The organism is Marinifilum sp., assembly GCF_965230805.1.
Taxonomy (GTDB): domain Bacteria; phylum Bacteroidota; class Bacteroidia; order Bacteroidales; family Marinifilaceae; genus Marinifilum.
In genome coordinates, this window is sequence record NZ_OZ246019.1 from 549,787 (window position 1) to 574,335 (window position 24,549).

Below are 24,549 nucleotides of genomic sequence, written 5' to 3' on the forward strand. Positions count from 1 at the left end.
TATGGTAGTTATCGTACTCGTGCAGCAAGCTTAATATTACAAACCCTCTAAAGAATTCAAAAGTGGTCGTATTTCTTCTGATGACGGGCGTGGTGCTTTCATTTTAAGTGCCCGCCCTTCTTTGTCAATAAGTATAAAGTGTGGTATTCCCTGCACAATATAAGCGTTGGAAAAACCTTCATCTCCATTGGCAAAAAGCTGAATGCCTCCCATGCCTTTTTCCTTCACCATGGTTTTCCACTTTTCAATATCCTTTGGTCGGTCTTTCGATATACTTACAAAGTGGATATTTTTTCCGGCATATTCATGTTCCAGCTCTTTTAAAAACGGGATTTCCTTTTTACAAGGACCGCACCAGGTTGCCCACATGTCAATGTAAACGTATTTTCCTCGCAGGCTTTTTAAGGACACCATATTGCCATTAACATCTACATAATTAAAGTCGGGCGAAATATCCCCTTCACTTATGTGAGAAGCTCTGGCAAATACACCTTCAAGTTCCTTTTTATACACTTCGTTGGTTACATTATCGGCAAATAGTTTTTGTAACTCTTCAGTACCCTTTATACCTCTGCTTGCAATATATCCGGCAGTAAACTGAAAAACCATTCGTTCCCTAATTAGCTTCGATTCGAACTTCAAGGCTCTTTTTGTCACTTTTAAAGCACGCTCATAGCCTTCTGCACCTTCTACTCCAGCTATTTCACCCAAAAGCATCGAAAAGTATTCTGAATAGAGATAAAGTGTCTTGTACAACTTTTCATCTTCTTTTGCAAGGGAATTCAATAGTTGGTAATACGCATCACCTCCTTCAAACTGATTCCCGGCCTCTTTAACAAGTTGAGGGATGCACATTAGTCCATACATATTAAAGAAAGTCAAATAGTTGCTTACTTCTTTTTTTACCTCATCGGAAAAATTGGTTTTAGCTAATTCGTCCTGTATATTCTTTTCAATTGCATGAAATCTTTCCACTATATTGGCACCCTTATTATCGATATCTTCCTGCGTAAAGGGAGCATAATAATCTTTTGAATAGGCCTTCTGATAATCCAGCAAAAACTGGTTAATACCCCCATCGTTACAGGTAATAGTTGTAGGTTGAGAAACTCTTCCGGGCCAACCAATTTTGGCTCTATTATTTTCCCCTTCGATCGTTAACTCGGTACCGGGCGACACATAAAACCGAATGTGATTCATACCCCAGGCGTTTCTGAAAGTAATAAATTGTGGTTCCGTAATATCCAGTTCCAATGTACCCTTGCCTTTGTTATCTTCACTTTCCGGGAGGATTTTAATTAATTCATCCCCCAGCATAATAACTCCGGGACCTCGTACATCATCACCTGTTACATTTACGTTTACAACTACTTGTGCTGTTAATGTTTGTAAGGCTATACCCATAACCAACAAACTGATTGCTATTAATTTTTTCATCCGTTTAAAATTTTCAAGTTGTCAATATTTTACTTTAAAATTTGAGAACGGATGGAACCGCTCCGCTCTCACATAAACTTTTTTAATCATCCTTTTTTCTGTAGTTATGATTAAATAAGTTCATGTTCGTTTCATTGTATTTATTTTTAGTTGGTACTCCTAATTTCTTAATAACCACCCGAGGGGACTCGCGCGTTAGCAAGCGAGGAACACGATAATAATTTTACTCGCGCTGTAGCAAGCTTAGTTTGCACTTGCTAATTCTTTAGCACCTTGTGCGGCAACACATTTCACCACGCCTTTTTCCGGTGAAGCCAGGTAAATATTATCCTTACTATCTACTGCAATAGGAATATGCAAACAACCTTTTACCAGCTCATAAACGCCATCAACCAATCTTGCGCCGCTCTTGCTGTAGACCTTAATCCGTGTAGGAGTCTTTTCAACGGTCACGATAGCGCCGGTTGATAAGGAAGCCACACTTACCGGGTTACAGCAACCCACAAACTCATCTATTGACTGACCGCGTTGCCCAAAGTCGAACTTGTGCTTACCCTCAGGTGAATATCCTGTTACTCTGAAAGCTCCCAAATTACCCACAATAAACTCACCTTTTTCGTTAATATCAAAATCCAAAATACCACAACATGCCCTTAGGCCTTCTATTTCTTTGAGCAGTTTTCCTGTTTCTCTGTCAAATATGCATATCTTAGGATTGTCGTAGCAATTCGACACCAATAGCTGTTTCCCTCTGATTTTAGCCCCTGAAGGTCTTGTAAAGCCTTTTAAAGGAAATTCCCTTAGTTTATTTCCTTTTATATCATAAACAATACATAGGGATTCTCCATAAGTATGTCTTTCCATCATACGACCGCGAACCTTCACCTTTTTCTTAATTTTCACAAAGAAATTTACATAGATATTGTCATTTTCATCAGCAGCAATTGATGTGACATCTTGCTTATAGGTTGTAGCAAACTCACCCAAAATCTTTCCTTTTGTATCAAATATCACAACCTTTCCATCTGATGTAACACCACAAATTCTATCATTCTTCATGCTTGCTAAATAAGCCAGATTACCCAAATGTTTGCCTTTAAAAGACTTATCTAACTGGTAAGCAATATCGGGTACATCAGCCAGGTAAGTTTTCACATCCACATCTGTCTCTTTTTTACTGGCAATGCGGCCCTCAATCACCTTTAAGGCAGGCTGAGTTTTTCTGAAATCCGGCTCGAAATTATTTAAGATACCTTCTGCGTATGCTGCATTTTTTCTGTCTAATAATCCTGGTACCAAAAACACCGAAAGTTCAGAGGCAGGATGTTCCTGTATGTACTTTATTTTAAACTCTTCCTCTTTTTTCTTTTTGATTACTTCTCCAGGATCGACAAATTTGTTACGAATTTCGTGACGTTCGGCCTCAGGACGATTTTGATCCCTGAACTTCTTGACTGCCTCTTCCAATCCGGGAACAAAGCTATATTCGGCCATTTGCTTATTAAAAGTTTTCAAATCTTTATCGAACTGACTCCCCTCAATAACAGTAGCTTTTAGATTATTAACATCTACTTTCATATTGACTTTTTCTTTGCCAATATAAAACTCGATTGATTTTCTATAATTCGTTTTATCAAATCTTACATTTGTTCTTCGGGGCATAAAATAATCTGCCTCGTATGAAAATTTTCCATTTTCAATTCGTGCACTGTCTCGCAACCATTCCCCTTTTTTTAATTCATTGTAAAAAGAGAAATAGACCATGCCTTCGCTTTTCCCGGTGATTTCACCGCTGATAACGAATTTTTCATTAGTGCTTGTTTCTTTCTTCTTTGAAGGATTACAAGCTGCCATTACTACTACTGAAAGTAGAAGTATGAGATATTGTTTTTTCATGTGTCTAAAATTTGTTTACAATTATCACTCCTTGTCTCGATTTTATCGGGATGGAACTCTCAAGAAATTTTAATCATTACCCTGTGTGTAATTTTTAAGATTAATATTTACATGTTCGTTTCATTTTTTTAGAATTTATAGACTTAAGCATCAAGTTTGTTTCTTGATACTTAAGTCTTGTTTCTTTAAAATTAATTCCTCATTCTCTTCAGTAACATTCTACCACCAAAGAATACAAACAGACCTGGTACAAATCCATACAACAATAAGTTTAGCCAAATAATGTTTTCCCAGGCTATGGTAGTTCGAAGGTCCTTGTCTTCAGGACGTGGAATATCCAGCGGATAATCGCCACCGGTCAACCATTTTGACAGATAAGACATGAAGCTTGCATTGGCAACACGGATTCCTTTCGGAGCCTGATAACGCCTTGCATTGCTCAGAAATTCAGCATCCGAGGCAATCAGCACTTTCTGGCTTTTGTTCTTCACCTTTCTTTCCAATTGAACAGCGATTGGTAAACTTGCCTTTTTATCGCCTTCAGCTTCGTTGTAGGTAATTTCTCCAAACTCGTTTGGTCCTGTTGCATCCATCCAGGTTTCCTTGCCTTTTGAGCTAAGTAGGACAAAGGATTTAAAGCCCTTGTTTTCATCCAGCTTTAAAGCAGTGGCTTTAATTACCTGTACATCCGGCTTAAACAAAAGGCTTTCTTTGAACTCACCTTGCGGTTCTGCCAGGTTAAAATCAGCCGGATAGTTTGGATTATCGTTTACCAACATACCGGGCAGGTATTCCACACCAAATTCTGCCACAATCGGGTTCATCACCTTTTCGTTGCCACGACCTGAGGCAATGATCAGATGCCCCCCTTTATCAGCATACTTTTTAAGATTGGCTAGTTCCTGATCTGAGAATTCTGATTTGGGTTCTGCAATCATCAGTACATCCACATCCGAAGGCACTTCCTGAGTAAGACTTAAGCTCACCACATCAAAACCATTGTTTTTTAAGGCATATCGTTCATCGGCTGATGAAATGGCCAAATCGTAATTTTCAGGGTAGTTTACCTTTTGATAATAAGCTCTTCGGGCTCTCGCTACCTTTTCATTCACATCGATTCCTCTTTCCTGGTGGCCTTCTACAAAGGCGATCTTATAGGACTTAGCAACCAGTCTTTTGAATGCTGCTGTTGTTTGTGCCTGATCAGGCCAGCCAATCATATCATCAAACTGATACTTTAACAAGCTTTTCTTCCCCTTGCTTTCCAATATTCTGAAATGGAAATTGGCATAATTTTTAAGGATATCATCACTTAATCCCAACTCATCGATATGGTGAATGTCACTCTTATCCATTTTTATTAATTTGGACATATAATCGATGGTCTCTTCCAAACTAATGCGTTTGCCAAACATGACATTATCTTGATAAGCCTCCAATTGTAATGGATTGTAGTAGTACACATAGTCCATTTCAATTTGTGGATATTCCAGGTAGTATTTATGGAAAAAAGCTTTGGCAGTAACATGATCTTTAGGCATTAAACCATAGGTGTCTTCCCCAAACAAATTCACATAAGTAGTAATTTTAATGGGTTGATCCTTCAAATCTGCCAAAGCCTCTTTACTTACCGGGCTTAATACATTTATTTGTGTGGCACTCATATCCTTGTACCAAAGCAATGCAGGCTTGGTAGTGGTATAGATTACCCCCATGGCAAATACAAGCAAAGCTGTCATTTTTGCACGGGTCATCCACTTGGCCGTACTTGTTTGGCGCTTTAGCACCATTCTAAGGAAAGCCCAGGATACAAACAGGATGATCAATACCACAAAATAGAGCAGGGACTGTGAAGTGACCAAACCTCTATAGGCATATTCCATTTGTTGCGATGGTGCAATCCAGTACATAATAACATTGACAACGGGTACTTCATCTACCAGGCCATACAGCAAATCCAAGCCATATACCAGGGCAATGGTGGCTACAGCATCCACAATGGGGTAAGCTGAAAAGGTGGAAATAAATACCCCAATGGCAGCAATTAAAGCTGCAAACAGGTATAAATGGATAAAGACACTCATTAGCCGTCCAAAATCGAGGTGCTCAACTGTAAAGTTCCCGATAAATATACCCAGCAAGGATATGGACATCAGCATGCTTACAAACACCATTACACCAATGTATTTTCCCACTACAATGGACCCCAGTTTAATGGGCGAAGAATACAGGAGTTTAATGGAACCACTGCTTGCCTCGCGGCTGATAACTCCCATGCTAATTAAGGGAATTAAGACCATTAACAAATCACGCGTGTATGCAAAATAAGTACGGTGTTTTCCGGTAAATATCCACTCGGTAATTGACCTGCCTGCATCCGAATTACGCATGCCCATCATTTCTGCAATGTGCTTAAGAGTAGGAATAATTTCGTAGGCTGTAAAAATACTAAAGCCCACCAGCACCAACCATGCCAATGGCGAATAGAACAAGTTGTTCAATTCGAGTTTTGCTATTCTTATTGTTGTTTTCATTTTTTTAAAGCTTCAAGCTTCAAGCTCCAAGCTCCAAGCTTTGTGCAAGCAGATGTATTTCTGGCTTGCGGCTTGTGGCTTGTAACTTGTAGCAATTATTACTTCTTTACCTTCCCCGATAAGTGTGCAAAAATTAAATCAAGCGATTGCTTTTCGATGGCTACTTCTTTAAGTTTCCAATCGTTTTTCACACTCTGGCTAATGATTTCTTCCGATACGTTTTTATGGAAATCGAACTTCACACGGAACTGGTTTCCGTTTTTAGGCTCTACTTCCAGCACCCCGTCAATGGCTTTTAATGCATCGATAGATGGTGGGTTGCCCATTTCTACAAACAAGGTATCCGGCTCTACGTAATCGTTAAAGGCATCAATACTATCAGAGAATACCAGTTTTCCTTGCTCGATCATTTTAACCGTTTTACAAATCATCTGTACCTCAGGTAAAATATGCGTACAAAGAATAACGGCACGATCCTGTGCAATTTCTCGAATTAACTCACGAATCTCAGCAATGTTGTTTGGATCCAGACCTACGGTTGGCTCATCGAAAATAACCAGCTTTGGTTTGTGGATAATGGCCTGTGCAATACCCACACGCTGCTGGTAACCTCCCGATAGGTTACGAATTAGTCTTTTGCGCATGTGCAGCAAACCACATTTTTCCATGGCTGCTTCCAAGGCTGCCGGAATTTCTTTCTCCGGCACAAAACGTAGGTGTGCCGTATGCTTTAAATATTCTTCTACGGCTAAATCAGGATACACCGGCGGCTTTTGTGGTAAGAAACCAATGTTCTTTTTGGCTTCTTCCGGGTTTTTACGCAGGTCGATCCCATTAATAAATACCTCTCCCTCGCTTTGGTTCAAAACACCACAAAGAATATTCATGGTGGTTGATTTACCTGCTCCATTGGATCCTAATAATCCAAGGATTTCGTTGGAGTGCATTTCTATATTGATGTCGCGAATAGCCCAGTTTTTAGTATAGCGGTGCGACAGGTTTTTGATTTCTAATATTTTGTTTGACATGACTTTAATAGTTGATTTGTTTAACTGTTTATTTGTTGATTTGAAAGCTATCCCGATAGTCATCGGGATGTGCATTTGTAAATGCGTAGTTCGTTTCACTCCTACACATTAACAACTGCATCACATCCTTCTTCTTCTCCAGAAAATGAATCCGCCAATAAATAATAAGGCAAATGGGAAAATCCAGATATACACAATCTTATATACCTTCTCTTTGGCATTGCTCATGATTATCGTGTTGTCGCTTCCTTTAATGGTTTCGAACAACAATGGATATTCACCGGCAGTGAACCATCGGAAAATGTTTTTATAGAAAAGTGTGTTTGCTGTAAAAGGATCTCTGGTACTCTTATTTTTCAGGATCACTTTATCGGCGGCAAAATCGGCATCTCCAACTACAATAATTTTCTGTTGCTTGCCATTTTGAGCACGTTCCAATGCCAAGGCCACGGTAAAGCTTTCCTTTTGATCTTGATCGGCCAGACTTGAGTTTTGGTCATTAGTGCTTAGCAATGGAATCACCTTAAAACCATCCTTTTCTTTATAAGTAAGCGGAGAAGCTCCAGGCAATTCTATTTCATCCATGCCGTAATCGATAAGCAGGCCCGGGGCATTTTTATTGACTGTTCCCAAACATACTTCGCTCACACGCCCCGTATGGTCGCTTACAATGGAAGTATTCTGAACTTCCACATTAATCAGGCTTAAAACAGGATTGATGAAAGCACTGTTTTTGCCTTCAGCCGCAATAACAAGATTCCCTCCTTTATCGATGTAGGATTTAATTTTCGAAAGTTCTTCCTCGCTATAAGACTGCATAGGATCCAGAATCATCAGGATATCCGTATCCTCCTTAATATCTCCTTTTGTAATATCCTGGCTGTTTACCTTGAAGCCATTATTTACCAGTGCTGAACGGTGGGTCGATACTTTTGCCATACGGTTCCAGTCCTGCTCCCAGGCACGTTCAATGTTTCTTTCTTTGTGGCCTGTAATAAAGCTCACCTGGTAAGGCGAATGCACAAGCGTTTTAAAAGCAGTGGCCCATTCAATCTCAGTTGCAAATAAGGAACGATCATCACGATCTCGCATAAAAAAGGCCTGTTGGTCTTTGTAAACAAAATTATGCAGAACGCTATAAGCCATATCATACCTGCCCAAAACTTCCTGTTCCTTTGCATCCAGCTCTTTAATGTCTTTAATATCGTCCATGTCCAAACCTTTGTAATAGGCAACCAGTTCTGCTTTTTTACGAGGGCTGTAATTCTTAAACTCCCCTTTGAACTGATCGCTTCTTACAGGAGAATAAAAAATTTGGTATTCGAATTTGGTATCGCGCAAAAAGCGTGTGTAACTACCATAATATTGTCTTTCATACCCTTTCCGTCTTTCTGGTCGGACCCAAATGTTGTTAACGTGTGCAAAAAACTTGACCTTAAGCTGGTCTTCCTTTAGCTGTGCCAATATTTCCTGTGTACCCGGGTGGGCCGTGTGCAGCTTTGTTTCGGTCATATCGCCATATACCTTTAACTTAGGCATGGCAGCTATGCCAATGCACACAATGGCAATACACAGGTAGGCTGCCGATTGCAAGCGTATTTTTTGTTTTCCCTTTTTATTTTGGCGGTCGGCATGCAGTTTATTCACCGTAAAGGCCAGGAATAAAACCGATACAATGATAAAGTAAAAAATATTGGTACTTACCAGGTAGCCCTGTAGTGCCGGTGTGGTATGGTTTGAAATGGATAACCAATACAGTATGTCTCTTAATACGGGTACGTCTTGTGCCAATCCTCCAAGAAAATCAAGCACAAATAAAAAGGCGATGGTTGCAAGGCCTGAAATAATCTGGTAACGCGACAGGGACGACATAAACAAACCGATGGCCGAGTAAGTAGCAATCAGTAAAAAGAAGCCAATTAAACCGGCTATGGTAACACCCGTATCCATATCAGGAATAAATAAGCCTGCTCCAATAATGGCTATTGCCATAACCAATACAATAGCCAGACTAAATATCAGCATGGCCAGGTATTTACCCACAACAATATTCCTGATTTTTAAAGGTGAGGAATACAAGAGCTTAATGGTTCCGCTGTTCATCTCATTACTGATAAAGCCCATGGTCAATATGGGTACAAACAGGAACATAAGCTCCTTCATTTTAAAGAAATAACCCCAGCGATCCTGAGTAAACAAGCGATTCGTGTTAAGGCTCATCAGATCAGGAACCTGTTTGAACGTTCGGTGTAAAGACTCTAAGCCATCGGTAAAACTAATACCGGAGTAAAGCGCAAAAACCATCAGCACCACCCAGGATATGGGCGAATACATCAGATTGAGCAGCTGCAGTTTTGCAATTTTTAGTGTAATTTTCATTATTATTTAGCTATTAGTTGTTAGTTATTGGCTGTTAGATCTTGGCTATTAGCTATTAGCCCTCTTACTGCTGCAACTAACTTTTATTTGTTCTATTGATTCTGTTTTACCAGTCTCTTCGAATTTTTCTCAAAACTCATATTCTTTCTTCAATTATTGGGTTAACACCAGGTTAAACTGAGTTAATTAAGGTTAATACGGATTGCAATCATACAACAAGAGGAGCACTTGTAGGTGCTCCTCTTACATCTGTAATTATTTTAATAATTCAAGCGTTTATCTCGGACTCTGTTCAATTCCAGGAGCATTTTCCCTAATTATTTTCGCAATAGGTACTATTAATCGGTTATTATTAACAGGTTTGTACTCTATTCCTTCAATAGTCTTTACAAGATTTATCGAATCTCCTTCTCCTTCTGCCAAGTATCTTTTAATGTCAAATAATCGCATACCCTGATAAGCCATTTCCCTTCTTCTTTCTTCTTTAACAAATGCAAGGGTTGTAGCTGCATCCGGTAACTGAGTTATCGTTAAGTTACTATACGTTCCTGTAGCATAGCGCGTTACCCTAAGAGTATTTAAATCATCAATTGCTTTTTGAAACTCCGCACCGTTATTCATTCTTGAATAACATTCTGCGCGTATAAGGTACATCTCAGGCACTGAAGGACCTATATAATTCATAGATCCTTTCCAATCTCTTACCCTGTCAAAAAAATAATCACCTAAAGATTCTTCCAATTGATAACGCACCGATAAACGCAAATCATTACTCGCATCATAAAGAGCAATTAAATCATCCGATGCATAGGTTTCTAGAAGTGCGGGACATCCAGATGTCTTTTGTTTTAGGAGTATTACTTCGGCATTTTCGTAGTTTCGAGTATCTGGATTCATGACATTATGATCGATTAATGTATTGTATATACTCAGGCATTTATCCGCAGCATCCAATGCCTCAGGGTAGTTCATCATCTGCAACTTTACCCTGGCCAATAATGCATATGCTGCCGCCTCTGAAGGCTGCCAATTAATATTAGTAAGCGATGTTTCAAGTGCTTTACTATCAATAGCAGCGTTTAAATCTTGAAGTATTAACTCGTACACCTCTGCAACAGTAGCTCTTGAAGAGGCACCGGAAAATTCAGAACTTAACCTTATAGGAACCCCTTGAGTATTGGCCGCAGTACTTTTTTCATATTGAGCAGAGTAAAGGTTAACCAGTGAAAAATAGGCAAAAGCCCGATGTACCTTAGCTTCAGATATCAATTTATCTTTTGCTGCCTGGCTGCCAACTGCATCTTCAATATACTGTAGTATAACATTGTTGTTTAGCACATGCCTATACAATATTAAATACTCATTATCCTCTTCTGTATCATAACCAAATTGTTCATTCCACATTAAAGCATCGTAATATCTAGATGTATTATCCGTAAAATAATTAGTATAAGTTCCATCAGGTACTTTTACATTATCCGACAAATAACAATCTATTTCATAAGATGTTATATTGTCATTTCTTTCATTTAATAGTAAACGAAAATCTTCTACAGTTTCTGGTATAATTTTACCATAGGGAGCAATGTCCAATAACTCATCCCTGTCACATGCCGCAAATGCAATCAGGAAAACAAACAAATATATAATTCTAATTTTATTCATCGCATTTCAGATTAAAAATTAACTTTTAAATTCATAGAATAGGTTGCCCTGTTTTTATAGGTATAAGCTCTATTACCATAGTCAGGATCTATATCTTTATCAGTGGCTTTCCAAAGCAAGCCCAGATTACGTCCGTTAACACCTATAGTAACTCCCTTTATAAAAGTATTGGCAAGCAACTTACTGTCTAACTTATAGCTTAAACCAATGGATTGAATACGTATATGCGAAGCTTTCTCATACATATGCCCACCATATGAGATAAAGGTATTAGTATTTCCTCCTATCGAAAGGGAAGGAACATCAGTAGTTTTTTCATCACCTGGTTTCGTCCAGCGTTTTGCTACATCTTCGTGCAAGTTAGAACGATAATATTGCGGAATTAAAGTTGATCTTTTAAAAACATGCCCAAGTTTATAGGTTAATAAAACATCAAGACTTAAACCTTTATAGCTCACCCTATTTCTGTAATTACCAAAAAACTTAGGTGTCAGCTGTCCTACATATTCTAATCCATCTTTTGTAGGCTTCTTACTATCTTGCCAACCTACTATTTCATCGTTTTCGTTATATACCTGCACTGTTCCATCCTCCGGTGATAAACCTGCCCAACGATAGCCATAAACATCTGACAAACCATGTCCTTCTAGCGGAGAACTACTACTGATATAAGAAGATAAGGTTTCTCCTCCTTCATATTTTTCAACTTTATTAACGTTATGATTTACCAACACACCCATATTCCAATTGATATTGCTATTTTGAATGATGCGATAATTCAAACTTAAGTCGAATCCTTTATTTGAGATTTCACCATAATTCAGCGTAACTTTCGATAATCCATAGGTTCTGTCAACAGATGAACGGCCCAATACATCGGAGGTATATTTTTTATAATATTCAAATGACCCAGTTAGCCTATTGTTGAACATGGCAAAATCAAAGCCAGCATTTAGCGTAGCTGTTTTCTCCCAACGTAGCTCCTCATTAGGATAAGTAGAAAATCGCGCAATATTAACTTCAGGTCTTTTAGTATCATTAGCTGGTGTAATCGTTAAGAAAGGTGAAGAACTTTTATCAATTCTACCTCCAGTACCATAACTCACCCTAAGGTCAAGTCGATTAAGGAAAGATACATTCATAAAATCTTCATCTGCCAAACGCCATTTAAACCCGGTAGACCATAAAGGCACATTTCGGTATTTATCCGATGAACCAAACAGATTAGAATCGTCTAATCGCCAGCTAGCTGTTAGTGTGTATTTTTCTCTAAAAGTATACCCCACATTGGTATAATTAGATAAATAGCGATTATGATCCCGATTAATACGTATACTACTTCGTAAATCATTCATTCTACGACCCCTCCAGCTTTGATATTTATTAGTAGGATCCAGTCTTCTATCGATATCTGTATAAGTTAATGCTTGTGGATCATAGTTATGTACGCTTTCATTCTCTCGTCCATTGTAATACTCGTCCCTATAATCTATCCCCACAATGGCTGTAACAAAGTGTTTCTTATTCGAGTCAATGTATCCTGTAAAGTTTAAAAGTCCCCTGTAGGTATTTGACCAAGACGCATAAGAGTTCCCTTCAAGAAGTCCACCATTGGGTGGAATCATAAAACTGCCAGTTGGCACTGGCTTAAAACTACCTGGCACTCTCTTATAAAAAGCAGAATTTACCACTGAGTTTCTTACTTCCCATGTTTCCTCATTATAATATTCCCTTTTTGTAGTTTGTCCGTGCTGGTAATCATAGCTAAGCTCTGCCTTTAAACCTTTAAAAATATCAATATCCAGTCGAGCTTGAAAATCTGTATTTCTTACTTCTGAGCTATTATCCTTGTTATCTAGTTCCCTTTTAAGATTATAATCCCAATCGAAAGGTAAATAGGCTTCCAACTCCTGGTATACTTCATCTCTAACATTTTGATGAACATGGTAATTCATTGAAGTATAATCGCCATTATCGTCCAATATCCTACTATAAAGAGGAAATCTTGAGATAGCACCTATACCATTGTTCTGAACGTCGCGCTTGCTAAAGCCAATTTTAGAACTTAATTTAACACCCTTTAGCAATTCTGTTGATAAGTTAATAAGGGTTCCATAGTTTTGATTGCCATCGCCTTTATTAAAGCTTTTTTCGTCCTGATAGTTTAATCCTATGCGGTACTGATACTTATCATTACCCTGACTAACTGATAAGCTGTATTGCTGTTGTGTATGGTTTCTTAAAAACAAATCACTATACTCTTTGATATAATCGTTTTGTTTCAGATTATTTATTTTATCAGCTAACTCAGCCTCGGTTAAATCGCCATTGTTATAATCGTAATAGGCCTGTATTCCTTCCTTATTTATAAAACTTAACCCCCTTGATCCGGGATAAACTCGACCTTCTTCGGCATACCATTCATCCATTATAAGGTTATCATCTATAGAACCTAAATACGCATCGGAATAATTTGGTTTTTCACGAAAAGAGAAGGATGAATTAAAGCTGATTTGTGGCTTATCTGTTTTTTTACCTTTTTTGGTAGTAATTACAATAACCCCATTGGCTGCCTGCGCTCCCCAGATAGAAGCTGCTGCTGCATCTTTCAGCACCGAAATGTTTTCAATATCGGCAGGGTTAATTTTTTCAATGGTATTAGTAACAAAATCACCACCATAATCTCCCTCTCCAGAAATACCATTAATCGGGAAACCATCCACAACAACCAAAGGAGCATGATCATCAACATCACTATCACCAAGATTAAAGTTGTTTAAACCTCGTAAAGAAATACGCGCTGGCGTACCATTTCCCATATTTTCATATAATAAACCAGGCACTTCACCTTCTAATATATCCAATGCATTTGCCGTGGTTTTTTGCTCTAATAATGCATCCACTTTTACATTCTCGAATGCACCAGTGGCTCGTTCAGATGAGATGGTTTGATAACCCGTAACTACAACTTCGTCCATTGTTTCGGTATCAGCCAAAAGGCTTACATTCTGTGCAATTTGTCCCTTGTAAGCAATTTCCTGTGGCAACATACCAACAAATGAGAATACCAAAACAGCATTTTCGTTTTCTAATTCTAAAGAGTAATTCCCATCAATATCAGTTGCCACGCCAATAGTCGATCCTTTAATTACTATAGATACACCTGGCAACGGCACCCCATCTTTATCGGTAACTTTACCTTTTATGGTTTTCTTTTCTTGTTGTTCACCAGCCTGCTCCGTCTGGATTTTGGCTTTCTGTTTTAGCACTTCGCGAGGAAACAAAACAATCATCTTGTCCTCAACACGGTAATCAAGGTTTGTATTTTTAAGTACTTCGTACAATACTTCGTCTAAAGATGCTGCATCAAAGTTGATATCGACATCCTCTAGTTCTTTTACGTACTCGTAATCGTAAATAAAGTCGTAATCGCACTGATGCTTAATTTCTTCCAAAACTTCTTCAACACTAGCCGATTTCATTTCAATGCTCAATGAAGTTTGCGAAAACAAATCATTGGCTTGCACGTTTATGATTCCGAGTAAAAATAGAAATACGCTTAGTTTCATGCTTAAGAGTATTTTTCGCAGTGGAGTGAATGCATACTCCTTACTGCCGGTAACACAATTTTTTTTCATAAATTTGAAATTGGGTTAGACATTTAGTTTAACTTATCACAATTGAGTCGTAAGACTCGGGTTTGCGGGGAACGGTCCAGGTTCCCCGTTTTTTTTATATCCACCAGCCAAAGCGGGTGGTATTTCAGGGCACAAGATCTTGTGCCCCTAAAATTTGTATTTCTTATTCATTTAGACGCAAAATCTTGCATCTCTACCATTCTACTTTTCAACTATTTTACTTTTCGGCTTACAATGAGGTAATCATCCTCCAGATCCAATTCTATTGGTGAAATCTCTTCAATCAGACTGATGAACTTGTAAATATCTTCATACCTGTCGGTTACACCGGAAATTCTACGTTTCAATACTGCCTCATCATCACAAATCACCTTTACACCATACCAACGAGACATTTTTCTTAGTACACTCTCCATAGGTTCACGATTAAAAACAAACTTTCCATTTACCCATGCAGTGTAGATATTGGTTTTTACTTCACGTACCTGCACTTCTCCAGTTTCTGTATTCATTCCTGATTGTTCTCCAGGGGCAAGAAGCACCTCTTCATCCATCATACCAAATCTTACTTTTCCTTCAACCAAAGTGGTCTGTATTTCAGCTTCGTCCTTGTAAGCCATCACATTAAATCGGGTTCCCAACACTTCCACTTCCGATCCGTTGCTCAATAAAACTATAAATGGTCTTTCTTCATTTTTAGTCACCTCGAAATAGGCTTCCCCACTTATTAGTCTCACCTCACGCTTTCCTTTTCCAAACCTCTCGGGAAACTCTATTTTTGTTTGTGCATTTAGCCAAATTTTGGTTCCATCGGACAAACTTGCAGAATACTCACCTTGAGTTGGTGTTGTAATGGTATTGTAGTGCAATACCTCATCAGCTACATCTCCCTTCTGATATACCAGTACATTATCGACATTACTCGCCAATTTTTCCTTTCCTGATTTAATATCTCTTCCCTGGTAATCTTCCAAATAAATTATCTCTCCATTCGATAACTCCAGAGTGGCCTTCGGGCTTCCTGCTTCAACCACTACTTGATTTTTACCCCAATACACTTCATTCAATACGTAGGTAGTAGCTAATAATGGCAATACAATCAAAGCCACCCATTTCATCACAGTCCTCAATCGAATTACTTTCGTTCTTAATTCGGGAATGTTATTGGTAATTTTATTCCAGGATTTTTCCGGATCAATTTTATCATATAGCTCATGTTTCTTTTGAATCTGTTTAGAATCAGAAGCCAACCGGTAAGTCCTTTCATTTTTCGATTTCCATTCATGAAGATATTGCTGTTCAGCAGCAGTCAAGTCACCCACTTTTTCTTTGGAAATTAATGTTGCAATCTTGAATATCTTATTCATAGCATAGGTGTGATTTTCTTATATAAAGACAGAATAGTCAATTTTTAATTAATTTATTAATCAAACATTTATATTCTTTTAAGATATATTTCTTTCTTAATTCTATTAAGAGACAAGGAAGTTATAAAAAGGTGTTAGTTGTTTTTTCGTTTTCTTTAAAAAATTGCTAATTATTGGGGTTCGGCATATTCATTTTGAAGGGAATCAGGTTTGCGCAGCCTTATTAAAAATGAGCTCTTTAGCCAATTGAAGAGATAGCTGTTCACCCATAACAAAATAATTTACCTGTTGAGCTTCTTTTAAAACCTTACCAGTATGGGAATGAAACAATCTAATTCTACAAAACTTACAAGTTCAGTTCCAATAAAATGGCTAACAAATAAGCATGTTTTCCTAATTTTTCGCGAAGAACCTTATACGCATTAAGCTTATGAGATTTAACCGTATTAACTGTTAAGCCCATAATGTCGGCTATCTCTTGGTTCTTTAGACCAAGAAGGCTATACCTAATAATTTGTTGGCGTTGCTTGGGTAGTTCAGCAATAAACATATAAAGCAATCGAGAAACTTCTTCGGATAAAACCTGATCCAGAAAGAATTCTTCTGTTTCCAATTTGGGCAAGGACTCTGCAATGTATTTGTTTTTAACCTGCTCATGCTTGATATTGTTTAAACACTTGTTACGAACGGCTCGATACAGATAAACCTTAAGCGCAATATCGTTATGATACTCATCCTGCTTCTCCCATAATCTCATAAAAACTTCCTGCACCAAGTCCTCGCTCAATTCTGTGTTGAACAAGAAGGTGTTGGCAAAACCTACAAGGCTTGCAAAATACCGATCGAAGATTTTTCGAAAAGTGTCTCCGGATAGTTTTATTTTATTGGATTCGGTCAAGGTGGTTGTAGGTTTTAATTTCGCTTACAAAATAAATAGTTTTATTCGATTCATAAAAATATCGTATCCAAATTATGCTTAAATCGTATTTCACAAAACAAAACTCATAGGATCAGGAGTAATTAAACTCGTACTGCCTAAGCTTAAAATCAATTGTGTAACTTCTGGTTGTGTTATGCATGCACCTGCACAACATTTTCAACCCCCAAAAAGCATATTGTATCAGGGTTTTTATACAATTTGGGCGTTTTTGCGCAAGCCTATCCGGCAATACCATTAATAAAGGTTTTCAATGTGTTCCTCATCTTGCTAATCATGCGTTCGGCTCTTGTTTAAAATAACGTGAGTTCGACGTAAAATTCTTATAAAACATCTTCTGCTTATAATTATTTGCACCTATCAGACAGAAGACAACAAATTAAAATAATCATACATATATGAGTAATAATTATTTTAATCATGCTCCTTACATAATGGGGTATCATTCTTCTCGAGCGTTAAATAATGTTAATTTTAATGATCTTGACAAACTTTGCATGCCTGAAGGTTTAATTTTCCTTAATATTTATTTACCTTCGGTTTTTCTTTTAAGATTTTTAGAGGGAGTTTCTCTCCGGATCTTATAAAAATAACGGAACCCAGCGACCTTTCTTCAGACTTTGTATGAATTAGACAACAGCAAAGAATGAATTGGCCGAAGGGTTCCCAGTAATAATCAATCGCAATTCTAATACAAATTACGTAAAGATGCAATTGCGATTACAAAAAATTTAGTATTATGGCTTTACGCTATGGTTTAGCACCAAACTATTTAACAGACGACCCAAATGATTTTATGGGCGTAGTAACTAACAACGAAACAGTAACTGTTGAATCTATTGTTGAACAAATGATTGGCAAAGGATCGACAGTTACAAAGGCCGAAGCTCTTTCGGTGATTGAAGAATTTGAGTATACAGTGGTAGAGGCAGTAAAAAACGGCAACAGTGTACACACTAAACTGTTTAAAATTACACCAAGTGTTGCAGGCGTGTTTACCGACCAAAGTGATGGTTTCGATCCTTCGCGACATGCAATTCGCTTGAACCTAAATGCCGGTAGCAGATTAACAAAGGCAATCTCTGAAATCGAGTTACGCAAGGTTGAAATCTCTTCTCCACAGCCGGTTCTTCAACAATTTGTTGACCTAAAAAACAATGTGGTGAACGAATCTTTCACTCCAGGACAGATTGCCTCAATTCGTGGTTCTCTTCTTAAGTTCAATTCTGAAGATCCTAAGCAGGGTATTTTCTTTATCGCTAACGATGGAACAGAAACTCGTGCTGAGAATGTAGTGAAAAACAAACCTTCGGAGTTGTTGTTTTTTGTACCTGAAAGTTTGACAAGTGGCAGTTTTAAAATTGAGGTTCGTGTAATTTTACATGATTCTAAAAAACTAAGAACAGGTCAGTTCGCTTATGATTTAACCAGTGTTTAAATGGTAAATCCAAATTGAATAGAAGAGTCGGTATTGTAATGCCGACTCTTTTTTTTATCATTTAAAGTTCGGGTAGTATAGCCCGAACTGTTTGGGCAGTATAGCCCGAACTGTTTGGGCAGTATAGCCCGAACTGTTTGGGTAGTGTAGCCCGAACTGTTTGGGCAAGTGTAGCCCGAACTGTTCGGGTCAGTGTAGCTTCTATTTTATTTAATCAAGTTAAACTAGTGTAAAGAATGCTAATTCCCCGAACTAATTTTTTGACCTATTTTCCTTTCTACTGCGTTAAGCTTTTTCGCCGTAGCTACGGCTATGCCTGTAAACCTTGCCTTGTAAAAAGAAAAATATTTTCAAAAACTTTAATTCGTTTTATTAACACTCTTCACACTAGCATTTAACAAGCTTTAGTATCTGAATACAAAAGCAAAAGGAGCAAGCCCCCTTACCTGCTTGCTCGCTAACAACCAATCAAATAAAACCGGATTCTTTCTATTGAATTAAATCTCAGGTTTAAAATTTTACTTATTTTTACCCACTCTCTAAGAAAATTTGACAAACCGATGCATTTGCATCATTTTTAAACCACAAGTACTATTGTAAAATGAAGAATTTATTTGTTTTCTTATTTGCTGTATTATGTAACTCCTATACTTTTGCCAATGGCAATTCTGAATGGATACGATATGCAGCAATTTCGCCTGACGGCGAACAGATTGTATTTACAAACCGAGGAGATTTGTATTTGGTATCGAGTAAAGGTGGCGAGGCTCGCCCATTAACCTTTCATAAAGCACACGACTACATGCCTGTATGGAGTCATGACGGTAGCAAAATTGCTTTTGCATCGAACCGTTTTGGAAACTTTGATGTGTACATTATGGATGCAGATGGTGGTGCTGCTACCCGTTTGACTTATCATTCGAACGACGAAGTTCCGTACACTTTCACCCGCGATAATAAAAATGTATTGTTTGGTGGTATTCGATTAGATGATGCTATGCACCGACAATATCCTCATCGATCGCAGACTGAATTGTATCAGGTTCCTGCCAAGGGTGGCAGAGTTGATCAGGTTTTTACGATTCCTGCCGAAGATGTGCAAATCAGTAAAGATGGAAAGCAGTTCATTTATCATGATGTAAAAGGCGGCGAAGACAAATTCCGTAAGCATCATGTTTCTGCTGTTACCAGAGATATCTGGACCTATGATGTAGAGAATGACAAGCATAAAATGATTAGTTCTTTCGAAGGTGAGGACAGAAATCCTGTGTATGCTCCTGATGAGAAAAGCATTTACTATTTGAGCGAAGAAAGCGGATGTTTTAATGTACACAAATTGGATCTTGCCTCTCCGAATCAAAACAAACAGATAACTTCATTTAAAATGCATCCGGTTCGTTACCTAAGTATAGCGAATAAGGGAACACTTTGCTACACTCACAATGGTGAATTGTTTACCATGTACAACGGAAAACAAGAGAAGGTAGAAGTAAATATTCGCACTGAGGACAAGGCCAATAACGAGCAAATTATCTCGGTTCGTGGCAATGTAAACGAAATGGCTATCTCGCCTGACGGAAAAGAAGTTGCTTACATTGTTAGAGGTGAAGTTTTTGTATCATCGGTAGAAGGAAAAATGACAAAAAGAATTACCACTACCCCAGCTGCCGAAGAATTTGTAAGTTTTTCTCCTGACGGAAAAAGCATTCTTTATGCGAGCGAACGCAATGCTAAATGGGGAATCTACGCAAGTAAAAAAGTTAACGATACAGAACCATACTTTTATGCTTCAACCTTACTTAAGGAAGAGCCGATAATTGTAAACAACAACGAAAACTACCAGCCAATATACTCGCCCGATGGAAAAGAGATTGCTTTTATTGAGAACAGACGCTCTTTAAAGGTATTTAATATCAAAAGCAAAAAGATCCGTACCATTATGAATGGTGACCAACTGTATTACATGGGAGAAGGTGATCAGTATTTTGCGTGGAGTCCTGATAGCAAATGGTTGCTGGTTGACTACTCTCCTGTTTTGGGCAATGACGAAGTTGTATTGATTTCGGCTAATGGAAAACAGAAAATGATCAACCTTACGGAAAGTGGATATGGCGACAGCTATGCAAAATGGGTGAACAAAGGGAAGCAAATGCTTTGGTTCAGTGATCGTCATGGTTTACGTTCGTATGCTAACAGCGGATCAAAACAGATGGATGTGTACACCATGTTCTTTACCAAAGATTCCTGGGATCGTTTTAACATGAGTAAAGACGACTATGCTCTTTTGAAAGAGATTGAGAAGAAGGAAAAAGAGAAAAAAGAAAAGGCTAAAAAGGCCGAAGATAAAGACAAGAAAAAGTCGAAGAAAGATAAAGACAAAAAGGCCGAAGCCAAAAAAGACAGCCTGCTTACTTTCGATTGGGATGGCATGAAAGATCGCAAAAAGAGGTTAACTATTCACTCTTCGAAATTGAGCGATGCGGTTCTTTCAAAAGATGGTGAAACTCTTTACTACATTGCAAAATTTGATAAAGATTATAGCATCTGGAGCACCAAACTTCGTACAAAAGAAACCAAAAAATTGATTCCTGTTGGATCGAAAGGTGGAAGTTTGGTTTGGGATAAGAAAATGAAAACGCTATTCTTACTATCAAACGGAACAATATCGAAAGTAAATTTAGCTGCCAAAACGAAAAAAGCCATTTCGGTAAATAGCGAAATGATTTTGGATGTTGAAGCAGAGCGTCAGCAAATGTTCGATCATGTTTACAGTCGTAACAAAGGCATGTTCTACATTTCGGATTATCATGGAGTGGATTGGGATGCCTTAAGAGATAATTATGAGCCGAAATTGAAATCAATCAGCAACGATTTTGAATTTACTGAATTGCTATCGGAGATGTTGGGTGAGTTAAATGTATCTCATTCCGGAGCTCGCTACTACGGTGGCATTCGCAATGGTGATAAAACCGCTTCATTAGGTATTTTCATTGATTACAAGCACAAAGGTGATGGCATTAAGATTAGCGAAATTATTAAAGATGGCCCATTGGACAAGAAAAAGTTCAATATAAGTGCCGGTATGATTATCGAGCAGATTGATGGTATTAAGATTGGTAAAGATGATGATTTTGCCAAGTTCTTAAATCGTAAAGCCGGAATATTTACGGCACTTCATATTTTCGATCCATCTACTAAAAAATACCAGGATATTACTGTAAAACCAATTTCTACCAGCGCTGAATCTGACTTGATTTACAAGCGTTGGGTGAAGAAAAACGAGGAAGAGGTTGACCGTTTGAGTAATGGTAAGCTGGCCTATGTTCACATCCCGGGAATGAACGATGGAGCTTACCGCAACACCTACGAAAAAGTGATGGGTAAATACTACGATCGCGACGGCATTATTATCGATACTCGTTTTAATGGCGGTGGCGATTTGGTGGGTGATATTACCATGTTTCTTACCGGCGAAACCTTTATGGAATATGCCATTGAGGATCGTACAATTGGTTATGAACCATCTTACCGTTGGACCAAGCCATCTGTTGCTATGGTAAACGAATCGAATTATAGTGATGGACACTGCTTTTCATGCGCATACAAAGATTTGGGTATTGGTAAAATGATTGGTATGCCTGTTCCCGGAACTTGTAGTTTCGCTGGCTGGGAAATGCTTCAGAACGACAGAGTTCTGTGGGGATCGATTCCTGTAAGTGCGAAAAACAAAGCCGGAGAATGGTTAGAGAACAATCAGACTGTTCCTGATATTCAGGTAAAGAATATGCCGGAAACCATCACCAAAGGTGAAGATGAACAGTTAGAAGCTGCTGTGAAGGCTTTGCTGGAGGAATGTACTGAATAAGGTATTTATAGTCCTAATAAACAAAGGGTAATAAAGGTGCAGTGCACCGTAGTATAAAAAAGATTAGCCGCTGAGAAATATTCCTCAACGGCTAATCTTTTTTATATCACCTCATCCTATCCTTCTTCTTGAGGAGAAGAGCACACGAACTTAATTTCTTGAAGACCATCCCCCTTCGTCTTTAGGAGAAGGGGTTAGGGGTTGAGGTAGATATATTCTACAACTCCAATACCTTTACCTCGGTTCTACGGTTGGCCTGATGTTCAGCTTTGCTACATTTTACCCCATTAGAACAGTGATTAATTAGTTTGGTTTCTCCATATCCTTTGGCCACAATTCGATCTTTAGAGATTCCATTTTCGATGATGTAATTCACAGCAGATTTTGCTCTTCGATCTGACAATGCCATATTATAGGCATCACTACCACGAGAATCGGTGTGGGAACTTAACTCAATCTTCAATGTTGGATTATCGTTCAAAATGATAACCAATTTATCAAGCTCAATTGCTGCATCCGGTCGAATATTCGATTTATCCAGGTCGTAGAAAATATTATCTAAAACGAATACTTTTCCAACCTGAACCTTATCAACTTCTTCTTCCACATAAATGCGATTACCAGTAATATCGAAGGTGCTAATCTGGTTTGATTTTGCCAGGATATCCTCTTTATGGTATTCAATCAGGTATTCATTATCTCTTTCCAATGCACTGATGATATTTCCTTCGGTATTTGTAATCAAATCGATTAGTTCGTTTGATCCTTTCTTTTTGATGGTAACACTAACCCCTTCGACAGGAGAACGATCACCTTTATAAACCACCAATCCGTCCAATTGCAGTGTATTGTCAGGAGCCTGATATATTTTTCGATAAGCTTCTGTTTGATCCATTAAATCAAGCGCCAACACCTCTTCTGTGCCATCAGTAAATTGCTGTTTTACTGATAACAATTTAAAATCCTGAACATCATTAATGGTAAAATTGAATTTTCCATTTTCTTCGGTTTCGATTTCATTTACCAGCTTACCACTCTTATCCATTAAGGAAACTTTGGTAAAGCCTAAAATCTCATTGGTTTCTGAATTGAAGACCTGCCCTTTTATTGTTCTGCCCAAAATTTCGAATCGATAAATATCATCGAAAGTCTCTCCTTTTTCTCTGTTTGATGAAAGATAACCTTTACCTTCTTTCAAAATCAAAGCAAAATCATCTTTTGAGGTATTAATAGGTGATCCAAGGTTTACTATTTCTCCATTTTTCAAATCATCAATCCAGAAAATATCTAATCCACCTAATCCAGCATGACCTTTTGATGCAAAATACAAGATATTATTATCGGTAATAAATGGAAACATTTCGTTCTCTTTGGTGTTCACCCGATTACCTGCATTAATGGGTTCAGACCATGCATCTCCTTTTTTCTCCGAAATATAAATATCCGTTCCACCTATTCCGCCCGGACGATCAGAAATGAAATACAGTTTTTTACCGTCTTTAGAAAGACTTGGATGACCAGTTGAATATCCATCAAGATTAACCGACATTAATTTAGGTGTTGACCATTTATTACCTGTTTTCTTGCTAAAGTACAACTGTATGCTAACCACACCTTTATCGTTTCTTTTGGCTTTTTTTGAATCAGATACAAAATTACGAGTCAGATACATTTCATCACCAGCCTCATTAAAACAAACCGGACCATCGTGAAACTTGGTTCCCAATTCGTTTGATAACAATTCAGTCTTCTTTAAATCTCCGTTTTGTAATGGATTAGATGTGTATAACCGCAAGTAGTTCTGCTCATTCCAACGATAGTTTCGCTTAATCAAACTTGGTTTTGCCTTTGCGGATGAGAAAACAATTTTATTCTTGTAAAAAGCTGTTCCAAAATCAGAAGCTTCGCAATTGGCCGAAATTGGAGCTATTGAATACCTACTCTCCGCTCCTTTTAATTCTGAAATATAATCCAAATCGATTTCTTTTAAACCTGTATTGGCTAGCTCTTCATATCGTTCCAAGTAATGCTTTGCCTGCTCATACTTTTCGTTGGCTTGCAAAGCTCTGGCATAACTTAAATAATCCACTGCCTTAACATCACTTGTCTTCATCACTTTGGCATACCACTCCTCAGTTTTCACCGAGTTGTTCAGCATTTGGTAGGAAGTAGCCAATTGCTTTACCAAATATTCATTCAGACTATCTTTCTGCCAAAGAATCTCATACAATTCAATGGCATCCTGATAGGCAAATGATTTAAAATACTTGTCTGCTTTCGATAATATTTGCGCCTGCGACTGAACACAAATCAGTAAAAACATCAGACACAGTGTATATGTAACTTTCTTCATCGTTCTATTCAA

Annotated in this window: 12 protein-coding genes; 2 read left to right on the forward strand and 10 right to left on the reverse strand. The window is 38.0% G+C overall.

The window, feature by feature from the left end:
- Positions 1–36: 36 nt before the first annotated feature.
- The 9 genes from ACO05S_RS02125 to ACO05S_RS02165 all read right to left on the reverse strand — a co-directional run bounded on the left by ACO05S_RS02125 (position 37) and on the right by ACO05S_RS02165 (position 16,842).
- Positions 37–1,437 (reverse strand): TlpA family protein disulfide reductase, encoded by a 1,401-nt coding sequence (locus tag ACO05S_RS02125; protein WP_421919898.1) that lies wholly within the window; start codon positions 1,435–1,437, stop codon positions 37–39.
- A 243-nt stretch (positions 1,438–1,680) separates the two neighbouring features.
- On the reverse strand, positions 1,681–3,333 hold the full coding sequence (locus ACO05S_RS02130) for a DUF4369 domain-containing protein (RefSeq protein WP_421919899.1): 1,653 nt from the start codon (positions 3,331–3,333) through the stop codon (positions 1,681–1,683).
- Between the two features lie 191 nt (positions 3,334–3,524).
- Positions 3,525–5,867 carry a Gldg family protein gene (locus ACO05S_RS02135; RefSeq protein WP_421919900.1) on the reverse strand — a complete coding sequence of 781 codons (2,343 nt, stop codon included), beginning with the start codon at positions 5,865–5,867 and terminating at the stop codon, positions 3,525–3,527.
- 98 nt (positions 5,868–5,965) lie between these two features.
- On the reverse strand, positions 5,966–6,895 hold the full coding sequence (locus ACO05S_RS02140) for an ABC transporter ATP-binding protein (RefSeq protein ID WP_421918811.1): 930 nt from the start codon (positions 6,893–6,895) through the stop codon (positions 5,966–5,968).
- Between the two features lie 120 nt (positions 6,896–7,015).
- The gene (locus tag ACO05S_RS02145) at positions 7,016–9,274 is read right to left on the reverse strand and encodes a Gldg family protein (RefSeq protein WP_421919901.1); all 2,259 of its coding nucleotides are present in this window, start codon (positions 9,272–9,274) and stop codon (positions 7,016–7,018) included.
- Positions 9,275–9,550: 276 nt separating this feature from the next.
- Entirely contained in the window at positions 9,551–10,939 is a 1,389-nt protein-coding gene (locus ACO05S_RS02150; RefSeq protein WP_421919902.1) for a RagB/SusD family nutrient uptake outer membrane protein, read from the reverse strand.
- 11 nt (positions 10,940–10,950) lie between these two features.
- Positions 10,951–14,577 carry a SusC/RagA family TonB-linked outer membrane protein gene (locus tag ACO05S_RS02155; protein ID WP_421919903.1) on the reverse strand — a complete coding sequence of 1,209 codons (3,627 nt, stop codon included), beginning with the start codon at positions 14,575–14,577 and terminating at the stop codon, positions 10,951–10,953.
- Between the two features lie 212 nt (positions 14,578–14,789).
- Positions 14,790–15,944 (reverse strand): FecR family protein, encoded by a 1,155-nt coding sequence (locus ACO05S_RS02160; RefSeq protein ID WP_421919904.1) that lies wholly within the window; start codon positions 15,942–15,944, stop codon positions 14,790–14,792.
- A 346-nt stretch (positions 15,945–16,290) separates the two neighbouring features.
- Positions 16,291–16,842, reverse strand: coding sequence for an RNA polymerase sigma-70 factor (locus tag ACO05S_RS02165; protein ID WP_421919905.1), 552 nt, complete (start codon positions 16,840–16,842; stop codon positions 16,291–16,293).
- Between the two features lie 778 nt (positions 16,843–17,620).
- Here ACO05S_RS02165 and ACO05S_RS02170 point away from each other — a divergent pair.
- Both ACO05S_RS02170 and ACO05S_RS02175 read left to right on the forward strand, forming a co-directional pair.
- Complete coding sequence (locus ACO05S_RS02170; RefSeq protein ID WP_421919906.1) at positions 17,621–18,319, forward strand: DNA-binding domain-containing protein; 699 nt, start codon at positions 17,621–17,623, stop codon at positions 18,317–18,319.
- 601 nt (positions 18,320–18,920) lie between these two features.
- Complete coding sequence (locus tag ACO05S_RS02175; RefSeq protein ID WP_421919907.1) at positions 18,921–22,184, forward strand: S41 family peptidase; 3,264 nt, start codon at positions 18,921–18,923, stop codon at positions 22,182–22,184.
- Between the two features lie 217 nt (positions 22,185–22,401).
- Here ACO05S_RS02175 and ACO05S_RS02180 read toward each other — a convergent pair whose 3' ends face one another.
- Positions 22,402–24,537 carry an OmpA family protein gene (locus ACO05S_RS02180; protein WP_421919908.1) on the reverse strand — a complete coding sequence of 712 codons (2,136 nt, stop codon included), beginning with the start codon at positions 24,535–24,537 and terminating at the stop codon, positions 22,402–22,404.
- Positions 24,538–24,549 lie beyond the last annotated feature (12 nt).